Annotated in this window: 23 protein-coding genes; 13 read left to right on the forward strand and 10 right to left on the reverse strand. The window is 68.1% G+C overall.

Features of this window, described 5'->3' with window-relative positions:
* Positions 1 to 166 precede the first annotated feature (166 nt).
* A complete protein-coding gene (locus BLV25_RS02780; RefSeq protein WP_021073285.1) occupies positions 167 to 547 on the reverse strand; it encodes a Rid family detoxifying hydrolase in 381 nt (126 codons plus the stop codon).
* 244 nt (positions 548 to 791) lie between these two features.
* Between BLV25_RS02780 and BLV25_RS02785 the strand changes: the two genes are divergently transcribed.
* Together BLV25_RS02785 and BLV25_RS02790 are read left to right on the forward strand one after the other, a co-directional pair.
* Positions 792 to 2279, forward strand: a complete 1488-nt coding sequence (locus BLV25_RS02785) for a trimethylamine methyltransferase family protein (RefSeq protein ID WP_143114375.1) — start codon at positions 792 to 794, stop codon at positions 2277 to 2279.
* An 87-nt stretch (positions 2280 to 2366) separates the two neighbouring features.
* Complete coding sequence (locus BLV25_RS02790) at positions 2367 to 3113, forward strand: ArsR/SmtB family transcription factor (RefSeq protein WP_092730659.1); 747 nt, start codon at positions 2367 to 2369, stop codon at positions 3111 to 3113.
* 4 nt (positions 3114 to 3117) lie between these two features.
* Here BLV25_RS02790 and BLV25_RS02795 read toward each other — a convergent pair whose 3' ends face one another.
* Positions 3118 to 3606 carry a hypothetical protein gene (locus BLV25_RS02795; RefSeq protein ID WP_092730661.1) on the reverse strand — a complete coding sequence of 163 codons (489 nt, stop codon included), beginning with the start codon at positions 3604 to 3606 and terminating at the stop codon, positions 3118 to 3120.
* A 122-nt stretch (positions 3607 to 3728) separates the two neighbouring features.
* On the opposite strand from BLV25_RS02795, the gene thiE reads away from it, so the two are divergent.
* A complete protein-coding gene (gene thiE / locus BLV25_RS02800; RefSeq protein ID WP_092730772.1) occupies positions 3729 to 4409 on the forward strand; it encodes a thiamine phosphate synthase in 681 nt (226 codons plus the stop codon).
* A gap of 58 nt (positions 4410 to 4467) precedes the next feature.
* On the opposite strand, the gene BLV25_RS02805 is transcribed toward thiE, so the two are convergent.
* Positions 4468 to 5703 carry a Zn-dependent hydrolase gene (locus tag BLV25_RS02805; protein ID WP_021073291.1) on the reverse strand — a complete coding sequence of 412 codons (1236 nt, stop codon included), beginning with the start codon at positions 5701 to 5703 and terminating at the stop codon, positions 4468 to 4470.
* A gap of 141 nt (positions 5704 to 5844) precedes the next feature.
* Between BLV25_RS02805 and BLV25_RS02810 the strand changes: the two genes are divergently transcribed.
* Positions 5845 to 7545 carry a thiamine pyrophosphate-binding protein gene (locus BLV25_RS02810; RefSeq protein ID WP_092730663.1) on the forward strand — a complete coding sequence of 567 codons (1701 nt, stop codon included), beginning with the start codon at positions 5845 to 5847 and terminating at the stop codon, positions 7543 to 7545.
* 171 nt (positions 7546 to 7716) lie between these two features.
* On the opposite strand, the gene BLV25_RS02815 is transcribed toward BLV25_RS02810, so the two are convergent.
* The 4 genes from BLV25_RS02815 to BLV25_RS02830 all read right to left on the reverse strand — a co-directional run bounded on the left by BLV25_RS02815 (position 7717) and on the right by BLV25_RS02830 (position 12292).
* On the reverse strand, positions 7717 to 8541 hold the full coding sequence (locus BLV25_RS02815; RefSeq protein ID WP_092730665.1) for an ABC transporter permease: 825 nt from the start codon (positions 8539 to 8541) through the stop codon (positions 7717 to 7719).
* Positions 8538 to 9440 (reverse strand): ABC transporter permease, encoded by a 903-nt coding sequence (locus BLV25_RS02820; RefSeq protein ID WP_021073294.1) that lies wholly within the window; start codon positions 9438 to 9440, stop codon positions 8538 to 8540. The genes BLV25_RS02815 and BLV25_RS02820 overlap by 4 nt, the downstream gene beginning before the upstream one ends.
* Positions 9437 to 10555 carry an ABC transporter ATP-binding protein gene (locus tag BLV25_RS02825; RefSeq protein WP_021073295.1) on the reverse strand — a complete coding sequence of 373 codons (1119 nt, stop codon included), beginning with the start codon at positions 10553 to 10555 and terminating at the stop codon, positions 9437 to 9439. The genes BLV25_RS02820 and BLV25_RS02825 overlap by 4 nt, the downstream gene beginning before the upstream one ends.
* 597 nt (positions 10556 to 11152) lie before the next feature.
* Positions 11153 to 12292, reverse strand: coding sequence for an ABC transporter substrate-binding protein (locus BLV25_RS02830; protein ID WP_039400775.1), 1140 nt, complete (start codon positions 12290 to 12292; stop codon positions 11153 to 11155).
* A gap of 176 nt (positions 12293 to 12468) precedes the next feature.
* Between BLV25_RS02830 and BLV25_RS02835 the strand changes: the two genes are divergently transcribed.
* The 4 genes from BLV25_RS02835 (at position 12469) to BLV25_RS02850 (ending at position 18147) form a co-directional block, all read left to right on the forward strand.
* Complete coding sequence (locus BLV25_RS02835) at positions 12469 to 13335, forward strand: IclR family transcriptional regulator (protein ID WP_021073297.1); 867 nt, start codon at positions 12469 to 12471, stop codon at positions 13333 to 13335.
* A 138-nt stretch (positions 13336 to 13473) separates the two neighbouring features.
* Positions 13474 to 14733: a M20 family metallopeptidase gene (locus tag BLV25_RS02840; RefSeq protein WP_256335634.1), complete on the forward strand. Its 1260-nt coding sequence runs from the start codon at positions 13474 to 13476 to the stop codon at positions 14731 to 14733.
* A 154-nt stretch (positions 14734 to 14887) separates the two neighbouring features.
* Positions 14888 to 16168, forward strand: coding sequence for an aspartate aminotransferase family protein (locus BLV25_RS02845; protein WP_021073299.1), 1281 nt, complete (start codon positions 14888 to 14890; stop codon positions 16166 to 16168).
* A gap of 701 nt (positions 16169 to 16869) precedes the next feature.
* The gene (locus BLV25_RS02850; RefSeq protein WP_092730669.1) at positions 16870 to 18147 is read left to right on the forward strand and encodes an Ig-like domain-containing protein; all 1278 of its coding nucleotides are present in this window, start codon (positions 16870 to 16872) and stop codon (positions 18145 to 18147) included.
* Positions 18148 to 18263: 116 nt separating this feature from the next.
* On the opposite strand, the gene BLV25_RS02855 is transcribed toward BLV25_RS02850, so the two are convergent.
* A complete protein-coding gene (locus tag BLV25_RS02855) occupies positions 18264 to 18848 on the reverse strand; it encodes a DUF2150 family protein (protein WP_092730671.1) in 585 nt (194 codons plus the stop codon).
* A 225-nt stretch (positions 18849 to 19073) separates the two neighbouring features.
* Here BLV25_RS02855 and BLV25_RS02860 point away from each other — a divergent pair, with 225 nt between their 5' ends.
* Both BLV25_RS02860 and BLV25_RS02865 read left to right on the forward strand, forming a co-directional pair.
* A complete protein-coding gene (locus tag BLV25_RS02860) occupies positions 19074 to 20123 on the forward strand; it encodes an enolase-like domain-containing protein (protein ID WP_021073302.1) in 1050 nt (349 codons plus the stop codon).
* Entirely contained in the window at positions 20120 to 21412 is a 1293-nt protein-coding gene (locus BLV25_RS02865; protein WP_092730673.1) for an MFS transporter, read from the forward strand. Before BLV25_RS02860 ends, BLV25_RS02865 begins: the two co-directional genes overlap by 4 nt.
* A gap of 133 nt (positions 21413 to 21545) precedes the next feature.
* On the opposite strand, the gene BLV25_RS02870 is transcribed toward BLV25_RS02865, so the two are convergent.
* Positions 21546 to 22688, reverse strand: a complete 1143-nt coding sequence (locus tag BLV25_RS02870; protein ID WP_092730675.1) for an archaeosine biosynthesis radical SAM protein RaSEA — start codon at positions 22686 to 22688, stop codon at positions 21546 to 21548.
* Positions 22689 to 22878: 190 nt separating this feature from the next.
* On the opposite strand from BLV25_RS02870, the gene BLV25_RS02875 reads away from it, so the two are divergent.
* From BLV25_RS02875 to tbsP, 3 genes are all read left to right on the forward strand, one after another.
* A complete protein-coding gene (locus BLV25_RS02875; protein ID WP_021073305.1) occupies positions 22879 to 23130 on the forward strand; it encodes a zinc ribbon domain-containing protein in 252 nt (83 codons plus the stop codon).
* The gene (locus tag BLV25_RS17235; protein ID WP_021073306.1) at positions 23130 to 23285 is read left to right on the forward strand and encodes a hypothetical protein; all 156 of its coding nucleotides are present in this window, start codon (positions 23130 to 23132) and stop codon (positions 23283 to 23285) included. The genes BLV25_RS02875 and BLV25_RS17235 overlap by 1 nt, the downstream gene beginning before the upstream one ends.
* A gap of 173 nt (positions 23286 to 23458) precedes the next feature.
* The gene (tbsP, locus tag BLV25_RS02880; protein WP_039400782.1) at positions 23459 to 24277 is read left to right on the forward strand and encodes a transcriptional regulator TbsP; all 819 of its coding nucleotides are present in this window, start codon (positions 23459 to 23461) and stop codon (positions 24275 to 24277) included.
* 63 nt (positions 24278 to 24340) lie between these two features.
* On the opposite strand, the gene BLV25_RS02885 is transcribed toward tbsP, so the two are convergent.
* On the reverse strand, positions 24341 to 26302 hold the full coding sequence (locus tag BLV25_RS02885; RefSeq protein WP_092730677.1) for a sensor histidine kinase: 1962 nt from the start codon (positions 26300 to 26302) through the stop codon (positions 24341 to 24343).
* Between the last annotated feature and the right edge of the window lie 90 nt (positions 26303 to 26392).

The raw sequence follows: 26392 nt of genomic DNA on the forward strand, positions 1-26392 counted from the left end.
GGAGTAGCGGGATCGACGGCGGAACTGGAGTAGCGGGATCGACGGCGGAAACCGGAGTAGCGGGATCGACGGCGGAAACCGGAGTAGGACGAACGCGAACACGCCGTCGGCGTCCCGGGAGCGAGTGGCAGCTCCGGGGGAACTTCCTCGGCTGCCGTCGCGCGACTCAGCTCGCGTCCGCGACGACCTCGATCTCGAGGGCCGCGCCCTTCGGAACGTTGCCGACCTCGACCGCGCTCCGGGCCGGGGGCTCGTCCTCGAAGCGAGCGCCGTAGGTCTCGTTCATCTCCTCGAAATCGTCGATGTCGTCGAGGTAGATCGTCGTCTTGAGCACGTCCTCGAGGCCGAGTCCCTCCGACTCGAGGATCGCCTCGACGTTGGCGAGACAGCGCTCGGTCTGGACCGAGACCGGCTCGTCGTCCAGCAGTTCGCCCTCCGGCGTCAGGGGGAGCTGTCCGGCCGTGAACAGGAGGTCGCCGTTCGTCGTCGCCTGGCTGTACGCGCCGACCGCGGCGGGAGCGTCGTCGGTGCTGACGAGTCGCTTCATACGCTCCCGGATCGAGCCTCCCGGTCCATATACGTACCGTTCGCTCGTCGTGAGCCGACCCGACGTCGAACCCCATCCACAAAATACCAGATATCAATCACGTCGTTGAACGATGCGTTCCAATACTCGATCCAGCCGGATTCGTCCTGATATCGGGGAATAGAGGCGTCCTCAATCGGATATTCGAATCGAACGGATGGGGCCTCGTAAACCCTTATAAGTCGCTGTTGAAAACGTGTTGACAGTGTCGCGTTTCAAGACAGGGCCGTCGGCCGGGATGTCGATCGACCCGTTCGGCGAGGCGGGGATCGAGGCCGTTCACGAGGCGTCGATCCGCGTCCTCGAGGAGCTCGGCGTCCAGCTGGACCACGAGCGGGCCCGCGCGGTGTTGCGGGACCACGGCGCCACGGTCGACGCGGACGACATCGTCCGGATCCCGGGCGATCTCGTTGCCGAAGCGGTCGATCGGGCGCCGGCGTCGTTCACGCTCCACGCTCGGAACCCGGACAACGACGTCGTCGTCGGGGGCGAGGGGCCGCCGGTCCGGGCTCCGGGCTACGGCCCCGCGACGATCCACACGGCGGCCGACGGGCGACGCGACGCCCGGCTCGCCGACTACGAACGGCTCACGCGGCTCGCGCAGGCGACCGACGTCATCACCTGTGCGGGCTATCACCTCTGTCAGCCCGCCGACGTCGAACGCAGCGATCGCCACCTGGCGATGCTCGAGCGGTCGCTGACGCTGTCGGATAAACCGGTCCTCGGGCCGACCTACGGCGCCGAGCGCGCCCGCGAGGGGCTCGAACTCGTGGGGATCGCGACCGACGATCCGGACCTGTCGCGGCCGGTGGTCGCCGGGCTGATCAACACGGTACCGCCGCGGCGGATCGGGACGGAAATGCTCGCGGGGCTGTTGGCCTACGCGGACCGCCGCCAGCCGCTCGTGGTCTCCTCGTTCACGATGGCGGGCGCCTCCGGCCCGCCGACGCTGGCGGCCGCGATGGCGCAGGCGAACGCGGAGAACCTCGCGGCGATCACGCTGGCGCAGCTGGTGGCGCCGGGAACCCCGGTCGTCTACGGCGTCCCGTCGGCGGTCGTCGACGACCGGTACGGGTCGCTGTCGATCGGCGGCCCCGAGTCGGCGCTGTTCGCCGCCTTCGCCGGCCGGATGGCCGCCCATTACGGGCTGCCCTCCCGCGGCGGCGGGAGCCTCTCGGACGCCAAGCGGGTCGACCACCAGAGCGGCTTCGAATCGACGCTCGTGGGGACCGCCACCGCGCTCGGCGGGGTCGACTTCGTCCTCAACGCGGCTGGCGTCCTCGAGTCCTACTCGGCCGTCTCCCCGGAGAAGTTCGTCCTCGATTGCGAGACGCTCCGGGCGGTCGACCGGCTCCGCGACGGCATCCGGGTCGACGCGGAGACGCTCTCGCTGGACCGGCTCGCCGCGGTCGAGCCGGGCGGACACTTCCTCGAGGACCTCGAACCCGAGTCGGCGACCGACCCGCAGTTCCACCGGTCGGCGGTCGTCGACAAGCGGTCCCACGAGGCGTGGGCCGACGACGGGGCGCGATCCGCGTTCGAGTCCGCGACCGACCGGGTCCGGGAGCTGCAGGAGTCCTACGACCGTCCCCCGATGGACGAGGGGATCGCCCGCGAGGTCGCGGCGTACGTCGACGAACGGACGGATCTGGACCCGATCGCGGCCTCCGGCGACGAGGGGACGGGGCGGTGACCGACCTCCGGGAACCGACGACTCCCGGACTCCGGTCGCGGATCCCGATGCGTGCATTTATATATGGCTATCGCTAACCTCACGTCAATGGACTCCGCGGTGTTGCTCGATCTCCTCGGTAACGAGAACCGCCGACGCATCCTTCGGCTGCTCTCCCGGAAATCCTGTTACGTGACGGAGATATCCGAGTACCTCGGGGTCAGCCCGAAGGCCGTCATCGACCACCTCCGGAAGCTGGAGGAGGCCGGCCTGATCGAGTCGACCACGGACGAGAAACGACGCAAGTACTTCCGCATCTCCCGGAGCCTCCGGCTCGAGGTGAACGTCTCGCCGTACGGCTTCGGGGCCAAGAGCGCCTATCCGGCCAATCCCGGGCTCGACATGTCGGGACGGTGTCCCCATCTCTCCATCGAGATCGACCGACCGGACCGGGAGGCACTCGACGGCGACGTGGACGACCGCACGGGCGGCTCCGAGACCGGACGTCCGGACGATCCGGCCGACCTCCAGGATCTCGAGGAGCCGACCGACCTGGCCGACCTGGCGATGGAGTACGACCGGCTGCGGGAGCTCGACCGGGAGCTGTCGCTGGCACAGCGATGGGTGCACGGCCGCATCGAGGCGGTCCTCTCGCGGATCGACGACCGGTTCGGCCTCGAGGCGGACAGCCGCTTCTACGCCGAGGTCATCGCGGCGGTCGTCGAGACGGACGGCACCCCGGAGTCGGTCGCCGCGGAGGTCGGATCCCCGCCCGACGTGGCCGAGGACGCGCTCGCCCGGCTCCGCGGGGCGGGACTGCTCGCGCGCGACGGCGACCGGTTCGTCGTTCGGTAACCGCTCAGGCGCCGACCTCGCGCGTCAACCCGTCGCGCAGGTCGCGGCCGAAGTAATAGCCGACGACCGCGAGGACCAGCCCGAGGAGCGCGCCGAAGCCGGCCACGCCGACCCCGTACTCACCGAGGAACCGCACGCCGACCGGCAGGAAGCCGACGGTGAGCAGCCCGAGCAGGGAGGTGGCGGCGCCCACGACGATCCCGGCCAGGGCCGTCTCGACGTACCGGCGGTCGGCGAGGAGCGCGCCGAGCAGGAACGCCGCGCCGGCGACCCCGACCGCCCGCCCCAGCGTCCCGCCGACGATCGGGACGAGCCCACCGAGGAAGCCGCCGACGCCGAGCGCGACCGCGGCGACCGCGAAGGCCCGCACCGCGAACAGCCGGCCGTTCATTCCGACCCGGGACCGGTCGGCGGAGGGCCCCGACGGGTCGGCCCCGCCGACCGACGAGCCGCTCCCGTCGGCCGGCGGGTCGACGTCGATGGAGGTGTCCATACGTCCGGTTCGGCCGGAATCGTCTTGGGTCTTGTGCCGGAACGCCGATCGGCGCCGTACCGGAGCGCTGTCCGGGCCTCGTGCCGGAACGCCGAAGGGCGTCGACCGCGTACCGCGACCCGATGTCGTCGGGAACGTCCGGATCGAACGGGACCGTCGAGCCGAAACCACCCGCGGAGTGGCGCACGTACCTCCTGACGCAGCGGAACCGATCCGCCGGCCGCGAGTCGACGGCCATCGCCGAGGCGGCGATCGAGGCGGGGATCGACGCGATCCAGCTCCGTGAGAAGGGCGTCGACGCCCGCCAACGTTACCGGCTGGGACGGCGGCTCCGGGACCGGACCGCGGGGACCGACGTCGCGTTCATCGTCAACGACCGGATCGACCTCGCCGCCGCCGTCGACGCCGACGGCGTCCACCTCGGCCAATCGGACCTGCCCGTCGGCGTCGCCAGGGAGCGGCTCGGTCCGTCGGCGATCGTCGGCTGCTCGGCCTCGACGGTCGCGGAGGCGACCGCGGCCGCCGAGGCGGGCGCGGACTATCTGGGCGTGGGCGCGGTCTACGGGAGCGATTCGAAGGCGGTCGCCGACCGAAAGGACGGGATCGGGCCCGAGCGCGTCCGCGAGATCGCCGCGGCGGTCCCGATCCCGGTCGTCGGGATCGGCGGGATCGACGCCGACAACGCCGCACCGGTAGTCGCGGCCGGCGCGGCCGGTGTCGCCGTCATTTCCGCGATCACCGCCGCGGAGGACCCCGGTGCGGCGACGCGGGACCTCCGCGAGGCGGTCGCGGACGCACGCTGACGTCGGTTGCAGTCGACGTCTCGCTTGGCACGACCGGGGAGCGACGTGCCGCCTCCGCTTACTCGGTTGCCAGTCGGCGGGTCGCCTCCGCGAACGTTCGCGCGCCGGTGACGCAGTCCTCCCAGGGCGTGAACTCCGCCTCGTTGTGGGTGTTTCCGTCGGCGCTCGGCACGAACAGCATCGCGGTGTCGGTGATCTCGTTGAGGTACTTCGCGTCGTGGCCGGCGCCCGAGACCATCCGCTCGTAGGAGGCGTCGACCGCCTCGGCGGCCGCGGCCGCCGCGTCCGCGACGGACGGGGAGAACTCCGTATGCGGGATGCGCCAGATCTGCTCGAAGTCGTACTCGCCGCCCGCCCGGTCGGCGGCGGTCGCGACCTCGAACTCGGCCTCCTCGATCGCGCGGTCCACGACGTCGTCGTCGTAGCTCCGGACGTCGATCGTGAAGTCCGCTCGGCTCGGGATGACGTTGATCGAGTCGGGCTCGACGTCGATCCGGCCGACGGTCGCGACCGCGTCCTCCGAGAGCCGGAGCGGGAGCGATTCGACCTCCCGGATCGCCTTCGCGGCGGCCGTCAGCGCGTCGGTCCGCGTGTGCATCGGCGTCGGGCCGGCGTGGTCGGCGTGGCCGTGGATCGTGGCCTGGAGCCACGCCATTCCGTAGACGCCCTCGACGACGCCGACGGCGTTCCCGTGTTCCTCGAGGTAGGGGCCCTGTTCGATGTGCAGCTCGAGGAAGGAGTGGATCGGCCGCGCCTCACACGGCGCGTCGCCCTTGTACCCGATGCGTTCGAGTTCGTCCTCGAACCGGATCCCGTCGTCGTCGGTGAGATCGTAGGCCTCCTCCAGCGAGGTGTTGCCGATGAAGACGCTGCTTCCCAGTAGCGGGTTCTCGAACCGGGAGCCCTCCTCGTTCGTCCAGTTCACGATCTCGACGGGGCGGTCGGTCTCGATCCCGGCGTCCTCGAGTGCGCGCATCGTCTCCAGCGCGACCAACACGCCGAGTTGGCCGTCGAACCGGCCGCCCTTCGGCTGGGAGTCGAGGTGTGATCCGATCATGACCGGGTCGGCGTCCGGGTCCGTTCCGGGGCGCCGCCCGAAGACGTTCCCCATCTCGTCGATCGTCACCTCAAGCCCGAGCGACTCCAGATCCGAGACGAACAGGTCGCGGACCGCGGCGTCCTCGTCGGTGAGGGTCAACCGGTGGAGACCGTCGTTATCGGTGGCGCCGATCGCCGAATACTCCTCGAAGCTGCGTCGGAACCGATCCGGATCGATCTCGATGGAATGGTCCATACCCCCACACCCCACGGCCTGGGGATTAGTTCTGTCGGTGCGACGATCATCGGATTCGGAACGACCCATCGGGAGCGCTATCGAATCCAGTTCAAGCGATAGCTAATTAACGGCGGGGCCATCTCATACAGCCAGCCCCGTATGACCCGATCAGGAGCGGAGTATTTCGTCGAGGCGATGGCATCGTACGGCGCCGAGTATCTCTTCGGGAACCCCGGAACGACCGAGGTCCCGATCATGGAGGCGATCGACGGGACGGACATCGAGTACAGGCTGGGACTCCAGGAGGACGTCGCCGTCGGGATGGCCTCCGGGTACGCCTGCAGCCGGCGTGACCGCGTCGGCTCGGCGATCGGCGACGCCGTCCGGTCCGACGAGAGCCTCCCGGTCGGCGTCGTCAACCTCCACGTGGCGCCCGGGATGGCCCACGGACTCGGCAACCTCTACGCCGCCAGCGTCTCGAACGCCCCGCTCGTGGTCACCGCCGGCTGTCACCGGACCGACGTCCAGCACCAGGAGCCGATCCTCCACGGCGACCTCGTGGAGATGACCGACCAGTTCACGAAGTGGAGCGCCGAGGTGAAGCGGGTCGGATCGCTGCCGGAGATGCTCCGGCGCGCGTTCAAGGTCGCGCTCACGCCGCCGACGGGACCGGTGTTCCTCGCGCTGCCGCTCGACGTCCTCTTGGACGAGACCGACGCGCCGGTTGCCCCCCTGACTCCCCCGCCGTCGCTCGGGATGGCCGACGCTCACGACCTCGAGCGAGCCGCCGACGCGATCGTCGACGCTGACGGGGCGCCGACGGTGGTGGTCGGCGACCAGATCGCCTGGGCCGGCTCGGACGCCGTCGAGGAGGCAACCCGATTCGCGGAGGCGGCCGGCGCGGCGGTCTACGGCGAGATCCTGCAGTCCAACGTCGCCTTCCCGATGGAGCACGACCAGTGGGTGGCCGTCTCGGGAGCGACCGCGGACGGGATGCGGAGCGTCAACGACACCGACGTGCTCGTCCGGATCGGCTGCTCGACCAACACGCCGACGCTCGGGTTCACGGACCCGGTCGTCGGGCCGGAGACGACCGTCGTGGACGTCGGCGTCGACACCTGGGAGCTCGGGAAGAACGACCCCGCGGACGTGAGCCTGGTCGGCGAGATCGAGGCGACGCTCGGCGCGCTCGCGGATGCGGTCGACTCCCGCGTCACCGACGCCGAGCGCGAGCGTCGGCTCGAGGCCGTTCGGGCAACGAAGCGCGACCGACCCGCCGAATCGACCTCGGCGGGGCCGGAGTCCGACGGCCGGCTCTCGAAGGCGGGGCTCATCGACGGGATCCGGTCGGTCGCGCCCGACGCCCGGCTCGTCGACGAGAGCGTCACCACCCGGCGGGCCGTCTTCTCCGAGTTCGGCCTCGGCCCGGAGCAGCTCCACGGGAACAAATCCGGCGGCCTCGGGTACGGGCTCCCGGCGTCGGTCGGCGTGGCGATCGCCGAGAACGACCGCGAGGATCCCCGCCCGGTGATCGGCGTCATCGGCGACGGCTCCTACCTCTATTACCCGAACACGATCTACTCGGCGGTCAGACACGACGTCGACCTCACCGTGGTCGTCGCCAACAACGCGAACTACCGGATCCTCAAGGACAACACGATGCGCGTCCTCGGCGGGTCCGAGGAGGACTACGGCTTCACCGCGATGGACTTCGATCCCCACATCGACTTCGCCGCCAACGCCGAGAGTCACGGCGCCACCGGCGTCGACGTCGTCGGCCGCGAGGCCCTGGAGGAGGAACTCGCCGCGGCGATCGACGAACGCGGTCCGACGGTGCTCAACGTCCCGATACGGGACTGAGGCGAGTCGGGCTCGATCCCAGGGGACTGAGGTGAGTCGGGCCCGATCCCACGGACGACGGGCCCCGTCGGCGAGAAACCGCGAGCCGAGGGAAACCGCAAAACGGGAGCAACGACGAACCGAGAGCAACCGCAACGGGAGGACGAACCGAGAGGGACGGTCCCGCGGCGGTCAGCCGCGGAGGATGACCTGTTTGAGTCCGGTGAGCGACACCGCCACGAGCAGGATCCCGGCCGCCAACAGCAGGAACAGCACGCTGATGACGTTCACCTCGGGGCTGAACCCGTACCGGATCAGTCCCCACAGGTAGACCGGGAGCGTCTGCGTGGCCGTATCCCGAACGAAGTAGGTGTAGACGAACTCGTTGAACGAGACGGTGAACGCGAGGAGCCCGCCGGCGATGACCCCCGGCATGATGTTCGGGAGCGTCACCCGCCGGAACGTCCGGAGCTCGCTCGCGCCGAGGTCCTTCGAAGCCTCCTCGAGCGTCCGGTCGAAGCCGATCACCGTCGGGATGATGATCAGGGCGGCGAACGGCACGGTTCGGACGATGTGTGCGATCACGACCGTCGTGAACCCCGAGGAGAGGTTGATGTTCCCGAAGAACAGCGTCATCGCGACGCCCGTCACGACGAGCGGGACGATGATCGGGAGCGTGAGCAGCGCCTGCAGGGCGTTCTTCCCGCGGAAGTCGTATCGCGCGACGCCGTAGGCCGCGAGGAGCGAGATCAGGACCGTGATCGGCGTGGCGACGAGGCTGACACGCAGCGACGTCAGCGTGGCGCTGATGGCGTCGTCGTTATTCAACACCTCGGCGTACCACCGTACGGTGTACGTCTCCGGCGGGAACGAGAGGACCCCCTCGCCGGCGAACGACATCAGCACCACCACGCCGATCGGGATCCAGATGAGCGTGAGGATGAGGACCATCAGGCCGCGACCGATGCGGTCTCCGTGTCGGTGGATGAACCCCTCAAGCGTATTGAGCGCGCTCATTCGTCACCACCTCCGGCGAGCTTGCCGCCGGCACCCAACCACGATCCGACCCCAATGAGGAGCACGACGCCGACGGTGACGACCATCCCGAGCGCCGACCCGAACGGCCAGTTGAACGAGGCCGCGAACTGCTGTTCGATGACCATTCCGACCATCAACACGTTCGTCCCGCCGAGCAGGGCGGGCGTGATGAACGACCCGAACGCCGGGATCGCCACGAGGACGATCCCCGCGATGACGCCGTTCTTCGTCATCGGGAGTGTCACACGGAGGAACGTCTTGATCGGCCCGGCCCCGAGGTCCTTCGAGGCGTCGATCAGGTCGCCATCCATGTTCGTCAACGAGGCGTAGAACGGGAACGTCGCCAGGGGGAGCCACACGTACGCCAGCCCGATGAGCACGGCCGTGTGCGAGTACATGATCCCGCTGGGCTCGTTCGCGAGCCCCACCAGGATCATCACGGTGTCCAGCACGCCGCCGCTCTGGAAGATGTTGATGAGCGCGTACATCCGGACGATGTAGTTCGTCCAGAACGGAAGGATGATCAACAGCAGGACGATCGTCGCGCGCTTCGTAAAGCGGGCGATGCTGTAGGCCAGCACGTAGCCGAGGACGACGACGATGATCGTCGACTGTACGGTGAGCACCGCCGTTCGCCACAGGACCGTAATATACGTGTCGCCGGTGAAGATCCGGATGTAGTGTTCCAGGGTCAACGGCGCTGGCGGCATGTCCGCGAGGAAGGACATCCACGCCATCGTCAGCAACGGCAGGATGAAGAACGCCACGAGCACCGAGGCCGGAATGCCGACGAGCAGCCCGAGACGGGCCCGGCGGTGTTCGCGGACGTATTCGGCGCCCGACTCGAGCACCTGACGACCGCGGTTCGCGACGCTCACGGCTCACCTCCGCCGTCCGAGACCGACGCCGTCTCCGTCTCCGGCGCGAAGAGGTACACCTCGTCGGCGGGCCACCAAACGGTGACGTCGTCGCCGATGTCATAGGAACGGTCCTCGGTGTTCGCGGTGAATGACCCGTACTCCGTGTCGATGGTGTAGACCGTTTCATCCCCGGCGTACCCACGGTTCTGAATCTCGCCGCGCACCGAGAACACGTCCTCGCGGTCGGGGTCGCCCAGCGTGATCCCCGTCGGCCTGATGCCCACCGAGACGTCGGCGCCTTCCTCCAGCGAGACCGCGTCGACGCATCGCCCGGCGGCGTCCGAAACGTGGATCCGGTTGCCCCGCGAGTCGACGGTCACGTCGGTCCCGTTCGCCTCGACGATGGATGCCGGAACGAGGTTGATGTCGCCGATGAACTGCGCGACGAACTTCGATGCGGGTTTGTCGTAGATGGTCTCGACGCTGTCGAGCTGTTCCATCTCCCCGTCGTTGAGCACGAGCATCCGGTCGGAGACCGCCATCGCGACCTCCTGGTCGTGGGTGACGTACAGGAAGGTGATCCCGGTCTCCTCCTGGATCCGCTGGAGCTCGAACTGCATATGCTGGCGCAGCTTCCGGTCGAGGCTCGCCAGCGGCTCGTCGAAGAGGACGATCTTGGGCTCGTTAACGATCGCCCGCGCGAGCGCGACGCGCTGTTGTTCCCCGCCGGAGAGCTGGTCGATGTTCCGGTCCTGATACCCCGAGAGCTCGACGACCTCCAGCATCTCCGCGATCCGCTCTCGGCGCTCGTCCTCGGGCACGCCGCTCTCGACGAGGCCGTAGCCGATGTTCTCGGCGACCGTGAGGTGCGGGAACAGCGCGAGGCTCTGGAACACCATGTTCACCTCGCGGTCGAACGGCGGGGCGGCGGTGACGTTCTCGCCCTCGATCTCGATCGTTCCGGCCGTCGGCGTCTCGAAGCCCGCGATCATTCGGAGGATGGTCGACTTGCCCGATCCCGACGGGCCGAGGATGGAGACGAACTCCCCGTCGTCAACCGCGAAGTTCACGTCGTCGACCGCGACCAGATCGCCGAACTCCTTTCGGAGGTCGGATATCGTGAGGACCGACATACTACGTGTACCGTGGGCGGCGGATGGTCGGTGCGCGTCCCGAGCACTCGGTCCCGGCGTGGCCCGGGCATGCTACCCCGGTCGTCGGCACGGACGGACGGGCACACTGGCGGGTCGATCCGATGCTCGACGTACCGGAGCCGTCGTCGGCGGACGCCCGAATGACGTCTCGCCGGCCGGTAATATTGTGATCAAACGGCATACCCTGACGGTGCCTATGATGAGTTATAAAATTTGTGTTCCATCCGGCCGGGCGGGGGCCCCGAAACCGGACGAGCCCATCGGGGCCGGAGGGGTGGCCGACGCTTCCGGGGAGCGATCGCCGTCGTGGCGTGACCCGTGCCGGACATCGGCCCAACGCCGGATCGATATGTCCGAACCATAGCTGGATCAGTTACAGACGATGAGCCTCGATCAGGATCGGTCCCGTTCGGCTTTGGCGGACGGAGGAATCCGCTCCCCGCACGATCCTCTCCGAAACGTCGATGGTGTATAAAAAGAATGGGTCGTTACGCGACCTCCGGGACGGAGATCGCTACCCTCGAGTTCGGCGGCGTCGATCCAGCGGAAGCCACGGCCCACCGCGCCTGTGGCGGTTCAGGCGGCCTTGACGTTGGTCCAGATCTGGTCGAACTGCTCGCGCAGTTCGTCCGAGAGCGGCTCGATGAACATCGCGTTGTCCGACATCGTCTGGGGCCACTGCAGGAACTCGAGCTCCTCCTCGGAGAGCTGATCCGACAGCTCCTCCTCGAGACTGTCGATCGGAGCCACGTATCCCATCGTCGGCGCCTTTTGCGCGGCGTTTGCGGGCTTGGACCCGAAGTCGGTCCAGGCGACCGCCGCCCGCGGGTTCGGCGCGCCCTGCGGGATCACGAACGTGTCGTAGGTGTACATGAATCCCTCCTGGGTGTTCGACATCCCGAGGGGAATGCCCTGATTGAACCGGCCGTCGTAGGTGCGGCCGTCCGTGTAGACGGCGGCGACGATCTCGTCGTTCTCGAACATCTGGAGGACGGTGGAGTGGTCCTGCCAGTAGGTGTTGTTGAGGTCCTTCTGCTGGATGAGGACCTCCTCGAGCTCGTCGAAGTCGTCCGGGTCGTTCGGGTCCTGGCCCGTGTACATCGCGGCGACGCGGCAGGCGACCTCGCCCCAGTCCTGCATGCTGACCATCCCTTCGAGGTCCGACTCCCAGAGCACGTCCCACGAGCCCGGGTCCTCGTCGAAGTAGTCCGTGCTGTAGGTGAGCGGGTGCGCGACGATCGTCTCGGGGATCGCGTAGATGTTGCCGTCCGCCGAGTAGTACTCCTCGGCGTCCGAGCGAGCGAGGTCGTTCAGCGCCTCCCATCCCTCCATCTGCTCGGCCGGCAGGGGATGGAGGAAGTCGTTGTTCATCGACCGGACGACCCAGGCGCTCGTCGCCGAGATGCTGTCGATCTCCTCGTTGCCGGCCTCCAGCTGCGTGTACCACTCGCTCGGGTTCGAGTACGCCGCCGTCGAGACGGAGGTGTCGTACTCGCTCTCGAACTCCTCGACGGCCCAGTCGACCCAGCCGTCGTACCAGTTCCAGACGTTGACGTTGTCCTCCAGGTCGCTCGGCGGCACCTCGAGATCAGCCGGGTTCACGTCCTCGCCGTTTCCGCCGTTGCCGCCCATACAGCCGGCGAGTCCGATCGCCCCGCCGGCGGCTGCGGTTCGCATTACGTCACGCCGCGTGACATCGTTGGTATCAAACGACATAGGCACAAGTTGTGGCAACCCTTAATAAATGTTGTTGTCCCGTCGCGCCGGGACCGTCGCCTCGCGACGGGCGATCGTTCTCGTCCGGCGTTTCGACTTCGTTCGGCGCTTCGACTCCCACGCCCAATGTTTTGACGCTCACAAAACTTACGTCGGCGCGACCCGTTCGCGTTCGTATGCCCGACCGATCGGACAGCCGTCGTATCGGAGCGGTGCAGCGTACCTGCGAGATCCTCCAGGCCATGCGTACCAGGGACGGGTTCTCCGTCTCCGAGTTGAGCGATCACGTCGGCCTGTCGGTCGGTGCGGTTCACACACACCTCGCGACCCTCCGGGAGTACGGGCTCGTCGTCAAGGAGGGAACGACCTATCGGTTGGGCCCGCAGCTGGTCCCGTTCGGCGAGTTCGTCAAGCACCACACCCCGTTGTATCAGGCGGCACGGCCGGAACTCGACGACCTCGCGAACGAAACCGGCGAGTGTGCACACCTGCTCGTCGAGAACAACGGACTGAGCGTGTTCATCTACGAGGCCTTCGGCGACAACGCCGTCGGCACCAGCTATCACGTTCGGTCCCGGACGATCCCGCCGCACTACCTCCACAATCACGCCGCGGGAAAGGCGCTGCTGGCACACTACCCCTCCGAGCGCGTCGACGAGATCATCGCGGAACACGGCCTCGAACCGGCGACGGAGGAGACGATCACCGACCGTGAGACCCTCCGGTCGGCGCTCGAGACCGTCCGCGAGCGCGGGTACGCGCTGAACGACGAGGAGGAGATCCGCGGCATCCGGGCCGTCGGCGCACCGATACTCGACGAGGACGACGCGCCCGTGGGTGCGATAAGCTTCTCCGCGCCGCGGAGCCGCCTCCAGGGCGACCGATTCACTCGGACCGTCCCGGAGCGGCTGTTGAGCGTCGCCAACGTGATCGAAGTGAACCTGCAGACCGGCGACTATCCCGCACCCGGGGACCGCTCCGAATCGGGCGAGCGGGTTTCGGGGGCCGATCCGTTCCGAAACGGGGACCCGACCGAGAAGTGAGGACCACCGACCGCGTGGAAACGTCGGCCACGTGGACACATCGACCACGTGAAAACATCAACTGCGTGGAAACGTCGACCGCGTGGAAACGTCGACCACGTGGAAAGGTATATCTCCCCGGGTAGCGATCGCCGTGGTGTGAGATCGTTTGCCAGCGTGTACGGCGAGGACCTCGAGCGGTTCACCGAGGAGTTGCTTCGATTCCGATCGACGAGCGGCCAGGAACTGGCGGCACAGAACTGGTTCGAGGACCGGTTAGCCGACCTGGGGTTCGAGACGTATCGATGGGACGTCGACGCCGAGGCGCTCGCGACGATCGACTCGTTTCCCGCGGCCGCGGAGATCGACGCCGCGGACCGGCCCGGGGTCGCCGGCGTCCTCGAGTTCGGCGACCCGGACGCGGGGCCGACGGTGGTGTTGAACGGCCACGTCGACGTCGTCCCGGTCGACGAGTCGTCCTGGGAGACCGATCCCTTCGAGCCGCACTGGGAGGACGGGACGCTCACCGCCCGCGGGGCGGCCGACATGAAGACCAACCTCGCGCTGCTGGTCTTCGTCGCGAAGTGGCTCCACGACGAGCATCGGGACGACCTCGACGGACGGCTCGTCGTCGAGAGCGTCACCGGCGAGGAGGAGGGCGGCATCGCCGCGCCCGCGGCCGCGCTCTCGAACCCGTATCCCTTCGAGCGTGACGCCGCGATCGTGACGGAGCCGACGGACTTCGACGTGGTCACCGCGACCGCGGGCGTCCTGATGAAGGAGTTGACGGTCCACGGCCGGTCGGCCCACGCGGCCACGCGCTGGCGCGGCGAATCGGCCCTCGTTCACTTCGAGCGGATCCACCGGGCGCTCCGCGACCTCGAGGCCGAACGGCACGACCGGCTCGAGCATCCCCTCTACGACTACCCGATCAACTGTCCGATGAACGTCGGGACGGCGCAGGTCGGCGACTGGGTCTCGAACGTGCCGGCGACCGCCACGGCGCAGTTCCGGATCGGGTTCCTCCCGGGCGAGACGCTCGCCGAGGTCGAACGGGAGTACGAGGACCGCCTCGAGGCGGTCGTGGCCGAAAACGAGTGGCTGTCGGCGCATCCCCCCTCGTTCGAGCGCCGCTCGATCCACTTCGAACCCTCCGAGCAGGACCCGGACGCACCCATCGTTCGCGCGATGCAGTCGGCGCTGGGTGAGGCAGGGTACGAGGACGTCGATCCGGTCGGGAAGACGTACAGCTCCGACTCGCGGTTCTACATCGAGGCCGGGATCCCGACGGTCATCTTCGGTCCCGGGACCATCGACCAGGCCCACTTCCCGAACGAGTCGATCGAGTGGGACGACGTCCTCGCCGCGGGCGACGTGATCGCGTCGGCGTGCCGTCGGTTCCTTGCCGGCGAGACGTAACGCCGCCCCTGACCGGCGGGGTGTGATGCGGCCCCTGGCCGGCGAGAGACGTAACGCCGGATTCCCGGCTGGCGGGACGTGGCGCCGGCTCGGGAGCCATCCCGTCGGGATTTCTCAGAAATATTTATATAGGTGGTTCGTGTCGGAGGTTGATATGGGGTCACAGAGCGGGCAGTTCATGCCAGCGGTATCGCGATTCATCGGCGAGGAGACGCCGGAGCTCGTCGAGGGACACGGAGCGACGGTGGTCGACGCCGACGGGAACGAGTACGTCGACTTCTTCGCCCAGCACGCGGCGATGTCCCACGGTTATTCGCATCCCGAGGTCGTCTCGGCGGTGAGCGAACAGACCGAGCGGCTCAACTTCAGCGCCTACGACTTCCCGACGGAGCCGAGCAGGCGACTCACCGAACGCCTCGCCGAGGTGGCGCCCGGCGACCTCGAGCGGTCGTACTTCGTCAACTCCGGGTCGGAGGCCGTCGAGGTCGCGCTCACGCTCGCCCGTCGCGCCACGGGCAATCACGAGTTTCTCGCCCTCGGGGAGGCCTTTCACGGCCGGACGTACGGCGCGCGGTCGCTCGTCGGCTGGTCGGGGTATCGGGAGGGGTTCGGTCCGTTCCTCCCGTCGGTCACCCACGTTCCCTCCTACAACTGCGAGGAGTTCCCGGGCGGGGAGCCCGAGACCGGCGCCGAGTACGCGGAGATCCTCGAGTACATCCTCGAGTATCAGGTCTCGGACGTCGCGGCCTTCATCGCCGAACCGATGTTCGGGACGGCGGGCAACATCCCGGCGCCGGAGGGGTACTTCAAGCGCATCAAGGAGATCTGTGACGAGCACGGCATCCTCTTCATCGCCGACGAGGTGATCACGGGATTCGGTCGGACCGGGAAGCCGTTCGGGATCGACCACTACGACGTCGAGCCGGACGTGATGACCACGGCGAAGGCCCTCGGCGGCGGGATGCCGATCGGCGCGACGATCGCGACGCCCGAGGTCGCGGACGCCTTCGAGAGCATGGATTACTTCTCGACGTTCGGCGGGAACCCGGTCGCGACCGCCGCCGGGCTCGCCAGCCTCGACGTCTTCGAGGAGGAGGACCTCGCCGGGAACGCGGCCGAGGCCGGCGAGTACCTCCTCGACCAGCTGCACGACCTGCAGTCGCGGTATCCGTTCGTCGGGGAGATCCGCGGCCGCGGCCTGTTGGTCGGCGTGGACCTCATCGACCCGGACGACGGATCCCCGCTCGCGAAGGAACACAGCCTCGACCTTCGTCGAGACGCGATCGATCGCGGACTGATCCTGCCGGCCGGACAGGGCTGGAACGGGAACACCATCCGCATCAATCCGCCGCTGGTCATCGACGACGACGAGCTCGACCGCGGCGTCGCCGTGATGGACGAGTGCTTCGAGCTGTTGGCTGACCGGCTCGCGTAGTCGGGTCGGAGTCGTCTCGACTTCCGCCTCCCGCCGTCGGTCTCCGTCCGAGCACGTCGAGCGTGGAGCGTTCCGTGGTTCCGTGCAGTGCCAGTTTATGACGTCGTTCGTTCCGTCTCGGTCGCCCGTTCGGCGACTCATCGGCCTCCACGAATGAGGACCGGCGGATCCCCCCGCAAACGCCCGACCGATCGCCGGGATCGTTTTTTGCGAGCCGCAAAAACCGGGCGTGTTTTGGCTCGTTTCGACGGCCGGATCGAGTAATTATAACACGGATATGTCTGTAATTCAGCTGCGAATATTTTGCCACTCGCAAAAGATCGATCTCCGGATCGAACGGTATGATCAAACGGCAACGAATAGCCGATTTTTAAGTAATATATCAAAAGCAGCCACGATGGTAATTCTATCATATATAACAATCTCCACTCTGATTCCATATTAACCAATATTATAAATATTAATTCCTATTTTAACTAAGCTTTTCACTTAAAATAATATATTATGATATTGTTTAAATTCTCACCCGCTAGCGAAATTCTGTCCATCCGTGTAATAACACGCCTATTCCTCCGGTGTTTATAAATATCCGATCCGGATCGCGATCGTCGCCCGATCAGCCGCGTCCGTTCGTCGTTGCTCCGACGTGGCGAGACGCCGAGGACCAACTATTTGCCGGTCGGGGTCCCTTCATACACGTAATGGACGCTCGTGGGGGGGATCGTGCGCAGTCGATGCAGATCGGGGCGATCCTGCTGTTCGGCTTTCTGATCGTCTCGATCTCGGTGATGCAGGCGACGGTGATCCCCGACCAGAACCGGCAGGTCGAGTTCGCGGCCTACCAGGAGGCGGCCGCCGACCTCACCGACGTCCGCAACGACGTGCTCGCCGCCGCGAGCCGGGATGCAGCCCTCGGCACGACGGTGAACACCGGCGTCGACTACCCGAACCGGCTGCTGTTCGTCAACCCCGGTCCGCCACCCAACCGGTTGGCGACGACCGACGAGCGGACGATCGCGATCGAGAACGTGCAGGCGGTCGACGGCGAGCCCGGAAACGTCCGGACGTTCGTCGAGTCGAGCGTCGACGGGCGCGCCTACGCGACGCGTGACGTCCGGTTCGACCCGGACTACAACGTCTTCGAGGGTCAGCCGATGGTCGTCACCGGACAGGAGGCGTATCGCGTCGCCGACAACCGACCGATCCCGATGGCGAGCCAGACGCTGCTGCAGGACGACCGGATCCGAGTCACCCTCCTCCGCGGGGACGTCGATGCCGGCGGAGAGAGCGTCAGCCTCACGGCGGCGACGACGAGCGCCGCGACGCAAACGGTGGTCGTCACGGGGTCACGGGACGGACAGGACAACATCGAACTCCGGTTCCAGCCCCCCGCCGGCGTGGACGCTTCCGGCTGGGTCGCGACCACGGGCGCGCGGCTCGAGTCGTCGAACGACCGCGTCATCGACGTCGCATCGACCGGCGGAGACGTCGTCGTCACGCTCGACGGCACGCGCCGCTATCGGCTCCAGACCGCGGTGGTGACCGTCCAGGACGGCGATGACGGAGGAACCACGAACGGCGAACCCGACCCCGCCTACGTGACGACCGTCCTCGGACAGAGCCGGGTCGTTCCACCCAATACGGAACTCCCGATCGTGGTCGAGGTTCGCGACCGATACAACAACCCGGTAAGCGGCGCCACCGTCGAGTTCTCGGTTACCAACGGTGGCTCCTTCGTCGGCCCTTCGACCATCTCCACGAACGCCGGGGGCCGCGCGGAGGTCGTGTTCACCGGCCCGACTGCGAATACGGAGTACACCGTGACGGCGACGATACTGGACGGATCGGAGACCTACGAGTCGGCGTCATACGATATCCAGGTTACGCAGGGGCCGCAGGGGCAACAAGGAGGCGGTGGCGGGAACGGTCAAGGAGGCGGCCAAGGGGGTGGACAGGGTGGAGGACAGGGAAACAACTAGGTTGAAGACAGTGATCCCGACGGTTTTCGTTCACGGAAACTCGTCCACCGGATGGAGATCCTCACGTGAGAATCGGCCTCCACGTTCGAGACGCCGAACGGCCGGTCGAACGATCCTCAGTCCTCCTCGACGACTTCCGGGTCCTGGATCGCCGACTGCAGCGAGTCGAGGCCGTTGACCCACTCGGAGACGAGGCCGTACTCGATGTTCTCCACGAGATCGATGTCGAGCCGGTCGCCATCGATGATGCGCGTGCCGGCCTGGACGACGTAGCCGAGGGCCGCGTCGAGGTCCTCGTCGGCCTCGGCGTCGGCGGCCGCGTCGATGTACTCGTCGAGGTTCCCCTCGACGACGCCGCCGACGACGTACTCCTCGGCCGCGTAGAAGACGGGGACCAGCGAGGTCTGGACGCCGTCGATCAGCATCGTCTTGTCCTCGTCCTCGAAGTCGACCTCGGTGAGCACGATCTCGCGGACGTCCTCGAGCTCATCGAGCGCGCGGTCCTCGTCGATCCGGCCGTCCTCGTACGCCGAGAGGACCTTGGCGACGGCGATCGCGGCGTCGTCCTGCAGGTTGATCAGCAGGCGGGCGGAGTCCTCGTTCTCGGGGTCGAGCTCCTCCTCCTCGATCCGGGAGATCCAGTTCTGCCAGCGTTCTTCGGAGTAGAAGGTCTCTACGGCCTCGTCGGCGTCCTCGGTCATGTGACAACTGTCTCGTGGCCCACTCAAATGCCTTTCCTATCGAGCGAGCACGCGGGAACCGGTGACACGGCGACGAGGACGGCCACCGGTCGCCGACCGGGGCGACGTTGACCGTGGCGACGTCGATCGGGGCGACGTCGACGGCGGATCGGCCGCCGAACGAACGGTTCCGGCGGTCGGATCCGGGGCTGGAACCTTCAAGTACGGTCCCCGAGTCGGTCGGGTATGGACCTCTACGAGGCGGTCGCCGACCTTCCGGTCACGGTCGAGGCGGAGCGCCGGACGCGACGCCGCGCCGACACCACCAGCGGCTTCGAGCGCGTCACCACGGAGATCGCGCTGTCGGGCGACGGCGAGACCGGCCGCGGCGAGGACGTCACCTACGAGACGGCGGACCACGAGGCGTTCGCGGACGCTCCCCCGGTCGGGATCGAGGGCGAGTGGACGGTCGACTCGCTGTCGGACCGGCTCGCCGAGATCGACCTCTTCGAGACGAAGCCGCCGGAGCGCGAGGGATTCCGTGCGTACCGCCGGTGGGCCTACGAGAGCGCGGCCCTCGACCTGGCCCTCCGGCAGGCCGACGCGGATCTCGCGGGCGCGCTCGACCGGGCGCTCGATCCGGTCCGGTTCGTCGTCTCGACCCGACTCGGGGACCCGCCCAGCGCCGACCGCGTCGCGCGACTGCTCGAGGCGAACCCCGACCTGGAGTTCAAACTCGACCCGACGCCGGACTGGACCGCGGACCTGATGGGGACGCTCGCCGAGACGGACGCCGTCCGGGTGCTCGACTTAAAAGGCTGGTACGAGGGGACCGACGTCGACGTCCCCGCGGACCCCGAGCTCTACGAGCGCGTCCTCGAGGCGTTCCCGACGGCGGTCGTCGAGGACGCCGCGTTCACCGAGGACACGCGCGACCGACTGGCGGAGGTCGCCGACCGACTCTCGTTCGATTACCCCGTGACCGGGGTCGAGAGCCTCCGGTCGCTGCCCGTCGACCCGGGCTGGTGTAACGTCAAGCCGTCCCGGTTCGGCTCGATCCGGTCGCTGTTCGAGACGGTCGAGTACTGCCGCGAGAACGGGATCCGGTGTTACGGCGGCGGACAGTTCGAGCTCGGCGTCGGCCGCGGACAGATACAGGTCCTGGCGTCGCTGTTGTACCCGAACGGACCCAACGACGTGGCGCCGCGCGCGTTCAACGACCCGGACGCGTCGCCGCCGTATCCCGCGAGCCCGATCGCGATCGACGACCTCGAGGGCTTCCGCCGGCAGCGATGACCGCGGGAGCGCTCCGGCGCGTCTGGGGAGATCCGTACCGGCGACGGTGGATCCTGTGGGGGATCCTCGCGACGGCGTTCCTCCTCGTGAGCCTCTACCGCCTGTCGACGGCGGTGCTGGCCGCGGACCTGATGCGCGCGCTCTCGATGAGCGGCGCCCAGCTGGGCACCCTGCACGCGGTCTTCTTCCTCGTCTATTCGTTGCTGCAGCTGCCGACCGGGATCCTGGTCGACCGGTTCGGGCCGCGGCTGACCGCCGCCGCCGGCGCCGCAGTGATGAACCTCGCGGCGGTCTGGTTCGCGCTGGCGGGCAGTTACGCGACGGCGCTTGCCGCACGGTTCCTGATCGGCCTCGGCGGCAGCCTGATCTTCGTGGCGGTGCTGCGCTTCTGTGCGAACTGGTATCGCCCGGACGAGTTCGGCACGATGAGCGGCCTCTCGTTCGCCGTCGGCGGCGCGGGCGGTCTCCTGGCGACCACGCCGCTGGCGGTCGTCGTCTCGGCGGCCGGCTGGCGGACGACGATGGCGGGCCTCGGCGCCGCCGGGATCGCGGTCGCGGTCGCGCTCCTGATCCTCGTCCGCGACACGCCGTCCGAGGCGGGGTTGGCCGCAATCACCGAGGCGTCGTCGCAGGATCGCCCCTCCACCGCCGAGGTCGGCCGCTACGCCGCGCGCGTCCTCTCGGACCGCTGGGCGTGGGCCGTCGCGCTGCTTTTGTACTGCACCGGCGGCGTGCAGCTGACGCTGATCGGCCTGTGGGGGATCCCCTACGTCGTCCAGGTCTACGACGTCTCGGTGACGACCGCCTCGACGATCACCCTTCTGGGCGGCCTCGGAACGGCGGTCGGCCCCCCGGCGTTCGGCTGGCTCTCGGACCGGACCGGGATCCGGACGCCGGTGGTGGTCGCCGCGACGCTCGTCCACACGGCCGCGTTGGCCACCATCGCCGCGGTCGGCGACCCGCCGTTTTTCGTCGTCGGCGCGGTCTTTCTCACCCTCGGCGGCCTCGTTGGCGCCTTCGTGCTCACGTATCCGATGGTCAGATCACGGTACGACGACCGCGCGAGCGGGGTCGCGCTCGGGGCGATCAACGGCGCCTCCTTCTTCGGCGCCGCGACCTTTCCGACGCTGATGGGGACGGCCCTCGACGCCTACTGGACCGGCGAGCTGCTGGACGGCGTCCGCGTGTACACGATGACCGGCTACCGCGTTGCGTTCGCGATCGGCGCGGTCGCGGGCGTGATCGCGATCGGCTGTGCGACGTGGCTTCATCGAACCGCGGGCGAGTGACGGCACTGCGCCGGGAATCGACTCGCCGCGGGCGACAAGCACGTAGGCCGGCGAAAAGCAGCTATCAGGTGAAAAGCAGCTATCAGGTGAAAAGCAGCTATCAGGTGAAAAGCAGCTATCAGGTGAAAAGCAGCTATCGGGCGAGCGGCATATTGTAGCTCGTCTCCGCGGCCAGCACGTGCTCCCAGGTCCGCTCGCACTCGCAGTCGACCTGCTCGAAGACGCTCGGGTCCTGCCGGAGGTCGAAGTCCTTGATCGCCGTCTGCACGCGGTCGTCGCACTCCCCGCAGTTGTGCGCGCCGCGGTCGGAGCCGTGGCCGACCGGGTCCGAGACCACGATCGCGTCGACGTCCGCCGTCTCCGCGAGGACGTGCGCGACGCTCCAGAGCCACGGCGGGCGGTAGCCGCCCTCGAAGAACAGCTCGTCGACCATCGTGTACCGCTGCACGTTACAGGGGTTCATCGAGACGGTGTGACACCCCTCGACGGCCGCACAGCGCCGGATCGACGCGATCATGTCGTCCACGGCCTCCGGCTCCGCGAGGAAGGGCGGCTTCAACAGGAGGTACGCCTTCACGCCCGCGCTGACGTCGTCGGTTCCGGCATCGGTGCTTGCCTCGTCGGCGACGTCATCGGCGCCGACGTCGGCGTCGACCGCACGGACCTCCTCGCAGGCGGCCTCGAAGTCCGCGAACTCGAAGTACTTGTTCACGCAGTCCCGGCGCACGCGGTCGGTCGCCGTCTCGAGCCCGATCGCGACGTCGGTCGAGAGGCCGACGTCGGTGAAGTCGCTGACGGCCTCGGCGGTGACGAAGTCCGGCAGGGACTCGACGACGATCCGGTCGCGGTCGGCGAACGTCTCGGCGATCGCGGCGCGCGTCTCGGCGGGGACCTCCCGCTCGTCGAGGAACGAGCCGGAGGTGTAGATCTTGACCAGCCCGGAGGGCTCGTCGGCGTTGGTCTCCTCGTGGTCCAGACAGACGTCGATCTGGTCCATCAGGGCCTCGTGGGAGACGCTGCCGCCCTCGACGGACTCGGCGACGTAGCCGCACATCGTGCAGCCGCCGGCGCGGGCCCACCGACAGCCGCCGGTGTTGAGGATGATCGTCAGCGACTGGCGGACGCCGTCGGGGGTGTTGTCCTCGTCGATCCACACCCGCGTCGGCTCGTGGGGGTCGTACGTCTCGTCCCGCTCGGCGCGGACCTCGCGCATCACCGCGTTGTGCGCGTCCATCCCGCGCCCCTGCTCGAAGGCCTCGGGGGTCGGCGTGCTCATTACGGATCCGTCGGGGACCGGCGCGTAAATCCGCTTCGTCCGGCGGCCGACGCGCGGCCCGCGAACGATCCGGGACGGACGAGCCCGGAAGAAGAACGACCCCGAAGAAGAACGACCCCGAAGAAGGACAGCCCGAAAGAACGACGATCACGGGAGAAGATTGATTACTGAGACCGACCGATCGCCGGATATGGTCCCCCACCCCGACACGCAGACCGGAAGCGACGCGAGCGCCGACGCCGACGACCGCGGCTGTCCGAAGTGCGGCCACGACGAGACGGAGGTCGGCACGATCTCCACGACCGGCGGCGGCCTCTCGAAGATGTTCGACATCCAGACGAACAGCTTCACGGTGGTCTCGTGTACCGAGTGCGGCTACTCGGAGCTGTATCGCGACACCACCTCCGGCGCGAGCGACGTCGTCGACGTCTTCCTCGGCTGATGTCGGCCGCGGCGATCGTCGCGGTCGTCCTCCTGGGTGCGATCGTCGCGCCGCTGGTCCTCTATGGCCTCGTGCGGTCCGAACACGACCGCCGCGAGGTGATGGACAGGACGACGGCGGAACGCACCGCTCGGCGAGACCACGAGGACGAGTGACCGTCGAGGTCGAATGGCCGTCGAAATTGAACGTACGTCGAGTCCGTTCTCCTTCCCACGGTTTCTCCGATCGTTCGTTCGGCGCCGACGGTTATTTTATCTATTCTCAGTAATGATATAGCCATTGTCACCCATAATATTAAGTACGAACGAGCGGATATGATGGACAACGAATGGTCTCCAGTACCGTGGAAGCTGATGTCGAGAGCGTGCTTGCATCGGCAACCGCCGACGGCGAGGAATCCCTGCTCGTCGTTAACCCCTCCAGGGAGACGATCGAGGCGATCGTTTCCGCCGGCATCGACGATGAGACGAGCGGCGTCCCCGACGTTCGACTGCTCGTCGAGGAACGAACGATCAAGGACGCGACGGACGGGTTTCTGCTCGCCTCGAAGGCGGCGGCGTTGGTCGACCGTCGGGAGCTGACGATCCGGACGCCGGAGTCGGATCTCTCGACGACGCTGCTCGTCTCGACGGACCGCGTCGCCGCGCTCGTCGAGGCGACCGACGGGATCGGCGTGCTCTCGACGACCGACGAGGCGTTCCGCGAGTCGGTGGGCGACGCCTACCGCGCCCGGTTCGCCGACGCGGCCGACTACCGGCTGCGAACGCCGGCGCTCGACCGGGTTCGCGAGACGATGGACGAGGCGCTCGGCGAGGAGCCCCGCGCCGACTTCGAGGCGATGCTCGAGGCGATCGACGGGACCGACCTCGCCGAGCGCCTCGACGCGGTCGCGGTCGCGCTGCTGGTGGCCGCGAAACACGGCGTCCTGCTGTACGACCTCTCGAAGTGGGGCGAGGACGTCGGGATCGCCTCGAAGGCGACCTTCTCGCGGACGAAGACCGACCTCGAGGACCACGGCGTGATCGACACGGAGAAGGTGCCGATCGACGTCGGCCGCCCCCGGCTCAGGCTCCAACTCGGCACGGACCGGCTCCGGGACCGGTCGATCGAGGGGCTCGCGTCGGCCGCGGCGGAGTTGCTCGAGTGACGCCGGCGTCGGCGTTCGGAGAGCACGGGGACGCCGGAGTGGCCGTTTCGGCCGGCCGGGTCGTTAGTCCGCGTCCTCCGCAGCAGACGTCTCCGCGGTGGCGACGCCGGTGATCTCGAAGCGGGCGCCGCCCGCCTCGCCTTCGGTCGCCGCGATCTCCCAGCCGTGGGCCTCGACGATCTCGGCGACGATCGCGAGTCCGAACCCGGTTCCGTCCTCGCGGGTCGTGTACCCGGACTCGAAGACCCGCTCGCGGTCCGGCTCCGGGATGCCGGGCCCGTCGTCGGCCACGTAAAATCCCGCACCGTCCGGGAGGTCCCCGACGACGATCCGCACGTCGGAAGGGCCGTGCTCGACGGCGTTTCGGAAGAGGTTCTCGAGGAGCTGCTGGAGGCGGTCGGGGTCGGCCTCGACCGTCGCCTCGGTCTCGACCGACAGGGTGGCGTCCGGACCATCGACGTGCTCCCAGGCGGCCGCGGCGACCGCCGCGAGGTCGACGCGTTCGGTCTCGCCGATCGACTCGCCCTGCCGCGCGAGCGTCAGCAGGTCCTCGATGAGCCGGTTCATCCGGTCGAGGGCGCCGTCGATCTGTTCGAGGACGGTCGGGTCGACGTTTCCGTCCGCCGACGCCTCTTCCCGTGCGATCTCGAGGTACCCCGTCGCGACGTTCAGGGGGTTCCGGAGGTCGTGGCTGACGATGCTCGTGAACTCCTCGAGCCGGGCGTTCTGTTCGGCCAACTCGCGCTCGCGGGCGCGGAGCTTTTGTTCGCGGCCCGCGCCGTCGAGTGCGCTCCGGACGTTCGCACAGAGGATCCGGGCCAGCGCCACGTCGGCGTCGTCGAAGGCGCCGACCGAGCGCGACCCCGCGATGAACACGCCGTGGTCGCCGAGCGGCACGATCAGCTCGCTGCGGATCGGCGTCTCGGGATTGTGGAGACCGTCCGCGGTGCGGACGTCGTCGAAGCGGGCGATCGAGCCCGACTCGTAGACCGCCCACGCCAGCGAGGAGCCCGGGTGCAGGGTCGGGATCGTCCCGAACGTTCGCTCCGCGCCCTCGGTGGTCGCGACCGGCTCCAACGCCGGGCCGTCGGGCGTCTCGGTGTGGAAGTAGATCCCGGAGATCTCGAGATCGAGCAGCGTCGCGCCCGCGTCGACGCCGCGGTCGGCGACCGCCGACCGCGTGCTCGCCGCGATGAGATCGCGGGTCGCCTCGTGGAGCGCGTCGAGGCGGTCCGCGTACCGCCGCGTCTCGGTGATGTCGGTGTAGACCGCGAAGCCGTCCGCCGTCGTGGCGGCGTCATCCAGCGGGACGAACCGAACCACGAAGACGCCGGTCACCCCGTCCGCGCGTTCGCGCTCGATCTCGGTCTCGTAGCGCTCCCCCCGTCGGGCGTGCGCGCGAAACGCCGCGAGGTCGTCGTCCGAGTGGTCCTCCGAGAACAGGTCGTCGAAGGACCGGCCGTTCGCCTCGCCGGCGGCGTACCCGAACGTCTCCGCGAAGGCGGGATTGACGTCGACGATGACCGGGTCCGTCCCGTCGAAGGCGATCCGCGCGACCGCATCGGAGGTGTTCTCGAAGAGCGCCTCCAGCCGGGACTTCTCGACGGCGAGTTCCACCTGGCGGCGCCGCTGACGTTCGCTGTAGAGCCCGATGACGATCCCGCCGAGGATCGCCGCGGCGGACAGCTGGGCCAGGATGATCCGCGGTTTGACGCGACCCTGCCGTTGCTGGATCAGATAGACCCACGCGGCCAACGCGAGGACGACGACGAGACTCGCAACGGTCCACCGGAGGACCGTCGTCGCGTCGACCTCCTCGGCGGCCGCTCCGAGCCACAGTCCGACGCCGACGATCGCGGCGCTCAGCAGGTACGGGACGCTGTTCTCGAGGAGCGCCGTCCAGACGGCGTTCCCTTCGAGGACGACGTCCTGGTACACGTCGCCGGTGAAGACGCCCGCCAACAACACCCCGAGCGCGGCTATCAGGATCGCTGATAGCAGCCGCGTCGTCTCGGGTCGGTCCATCTGAGCTTGCTCTAGCGTTCAAGGCAGCCGTCCGTTTGTAGTCCTTTCGACGTCCGCATCGCCCGTTCGACCGGCCAACCGTTCCGGCCG

The sequence above is a fragment of the Halopenitus persicus genome, from assembly GCF_900107205.1.
In the GTDB taxonomy this organism is placed as follows: Archaea; Halobacteriota; Halobacteria; order Halobacteriales; family Haloferacaceae; genus Halopenitus; species Halopenitus persicus.

Bases quoted from the DNA above. Each gene is read 5' to 3' on its own strand.
- BLV25_RS02860 (WP_021073302.1), top strand. From the start codon at position 19,074: ATGGACCTCTACGAGGCGGTCGCCGACCTTCCGGTCACGGTCGAGGCG.
- BLV25_RS02865 (WP_092730673.1), top strand. From the start codon at position 20,120: ATGACCGCGGGAGCGCTCCGGCGCGTCTGGGGAGATCCGTACCGGCGA.
- BLV25_RS02870 (WP_092730675.1), bottom strand. From the start codon at position 22,688: ATGAGCACGCCGACCCCCGAGGCCTTCGAGCAGGGGCGCGGGATGGAC.
- BLV25_RS02825 (WP_021073295.1), bottom strand. From the start codon at position 10,555: ATGTCGGTCCTCACGATATCCGACCTCCGAAAGGAGTTCGGCGATCTG.
- BLV25_RS02780 (WP_021073285.1), bottom strand. From the start codon at position 547: ATGAAGCGACTCGTCAGCACCGACGACGCTCCCGCCGCGGTCGGCGCG.
- BLV25_RS02790 (WP_092730659.1), top strand. From the start codon at position 2,367: ATGGACTCCGCGGTGTTGCTCGATCTCCTCGGTAACGAGAACCGCCGA.
- BLV25_RS02810 (WP_092730663.1), top strand. From the start codon at position 5,845: ATGACCCGATCAGGAGCGGAGTATTTCGTCGAGGCGATGGCATCGTAC.
- BLV25_RS02835 (WP_021073297.1), top strand. From the start codon at position 12,469: ATGCCCGACCGATCGGACAGCCGTCGTATCGGAGCGGTGCAGCGTACC.
- BLV25_RS02875 (WP_021073305.1), top strand. From the start codon at position 22,879: ATGGTCCCCCACCCCGACACGCAGACCGGAAGCGACGCGAGCGCCGAC.
- BLV25_RS02830 (WP_039400775.1), bottom strand. From the start codon at position 12,292: ATGTCGTTTGATACCAACGATGTCACGCGGCGTGACGTAATGCGAACC.
- thiE (WP_092730772.1), top strand. From the start codon at position 3,729: ATGTCGTCGGGAACGTCCGGATCGAACGGGACCGTCGAGCCGAAACCA.
- BLV25_RS02815 (WP_092730665.1), bottom strand. From the start codon at position 8,541: ATGAGCGCGCTCAATACGCTTGAGGGGTTCATCCACCGACACGGAGAC.
- BLV25_RS02885 (WP_092730677.1), bottom strand. From the start codon at position 26,302: ATGGACCGACCCGAGACGACGCGGCTGCTATCAGCGATCCTGATAGCC.
- BLV25_RS02855 (WP_092730671.1), bottom strand. From the start codon at position 18,848: ATGACCGAGGACGCCGACGAGGCCGTAGAGACCTTCTACTCCGAAGAA.
- BLV25_RS02845 (WP_021073299.1), top strand. From the start codon at position 14,888: ATGGGGTCACAGAGCGGGCAGTTCATGCCAGCGGTATCGCGATTCATC.
- BLV25_RS02850 (WP_092730669.1), top strand. From the start codon at position 16,870: ATGGACGCTCGTGGGGGGGATCGTGCGCAGTCGATGCAGATCGGGGCG.
- tbsP (WP_039400782.1), top strand. From the start codon at position 23,459: ATGGTCTCCAGTACCGTGGAAGCTGATGTCGAGAGCGTGCTTGCATCG.
- BLV25_RS02795 (WP_092730661.1), bottom strand. From the start codon at position 3,606: ATGGACACCTCCATCGACGTCGACCCGCCGGCCGACGGGAGCGGCTCG.
- BLV25_RS17235 (WP_021073306.1), top strand. From the start codon at position 23,130: ATGTCGGCCGCGGCGATCGTCGCGGTCGTCCTCCTGGGTGCGATCGTC.
- BLV25_RS02805 (WP_021073291.1), bottom strand. From the start codon at position 5,703: ATGGACCATTCCATCGAGATCGATCCGGATCGGTTCCGACGCAGCTTC.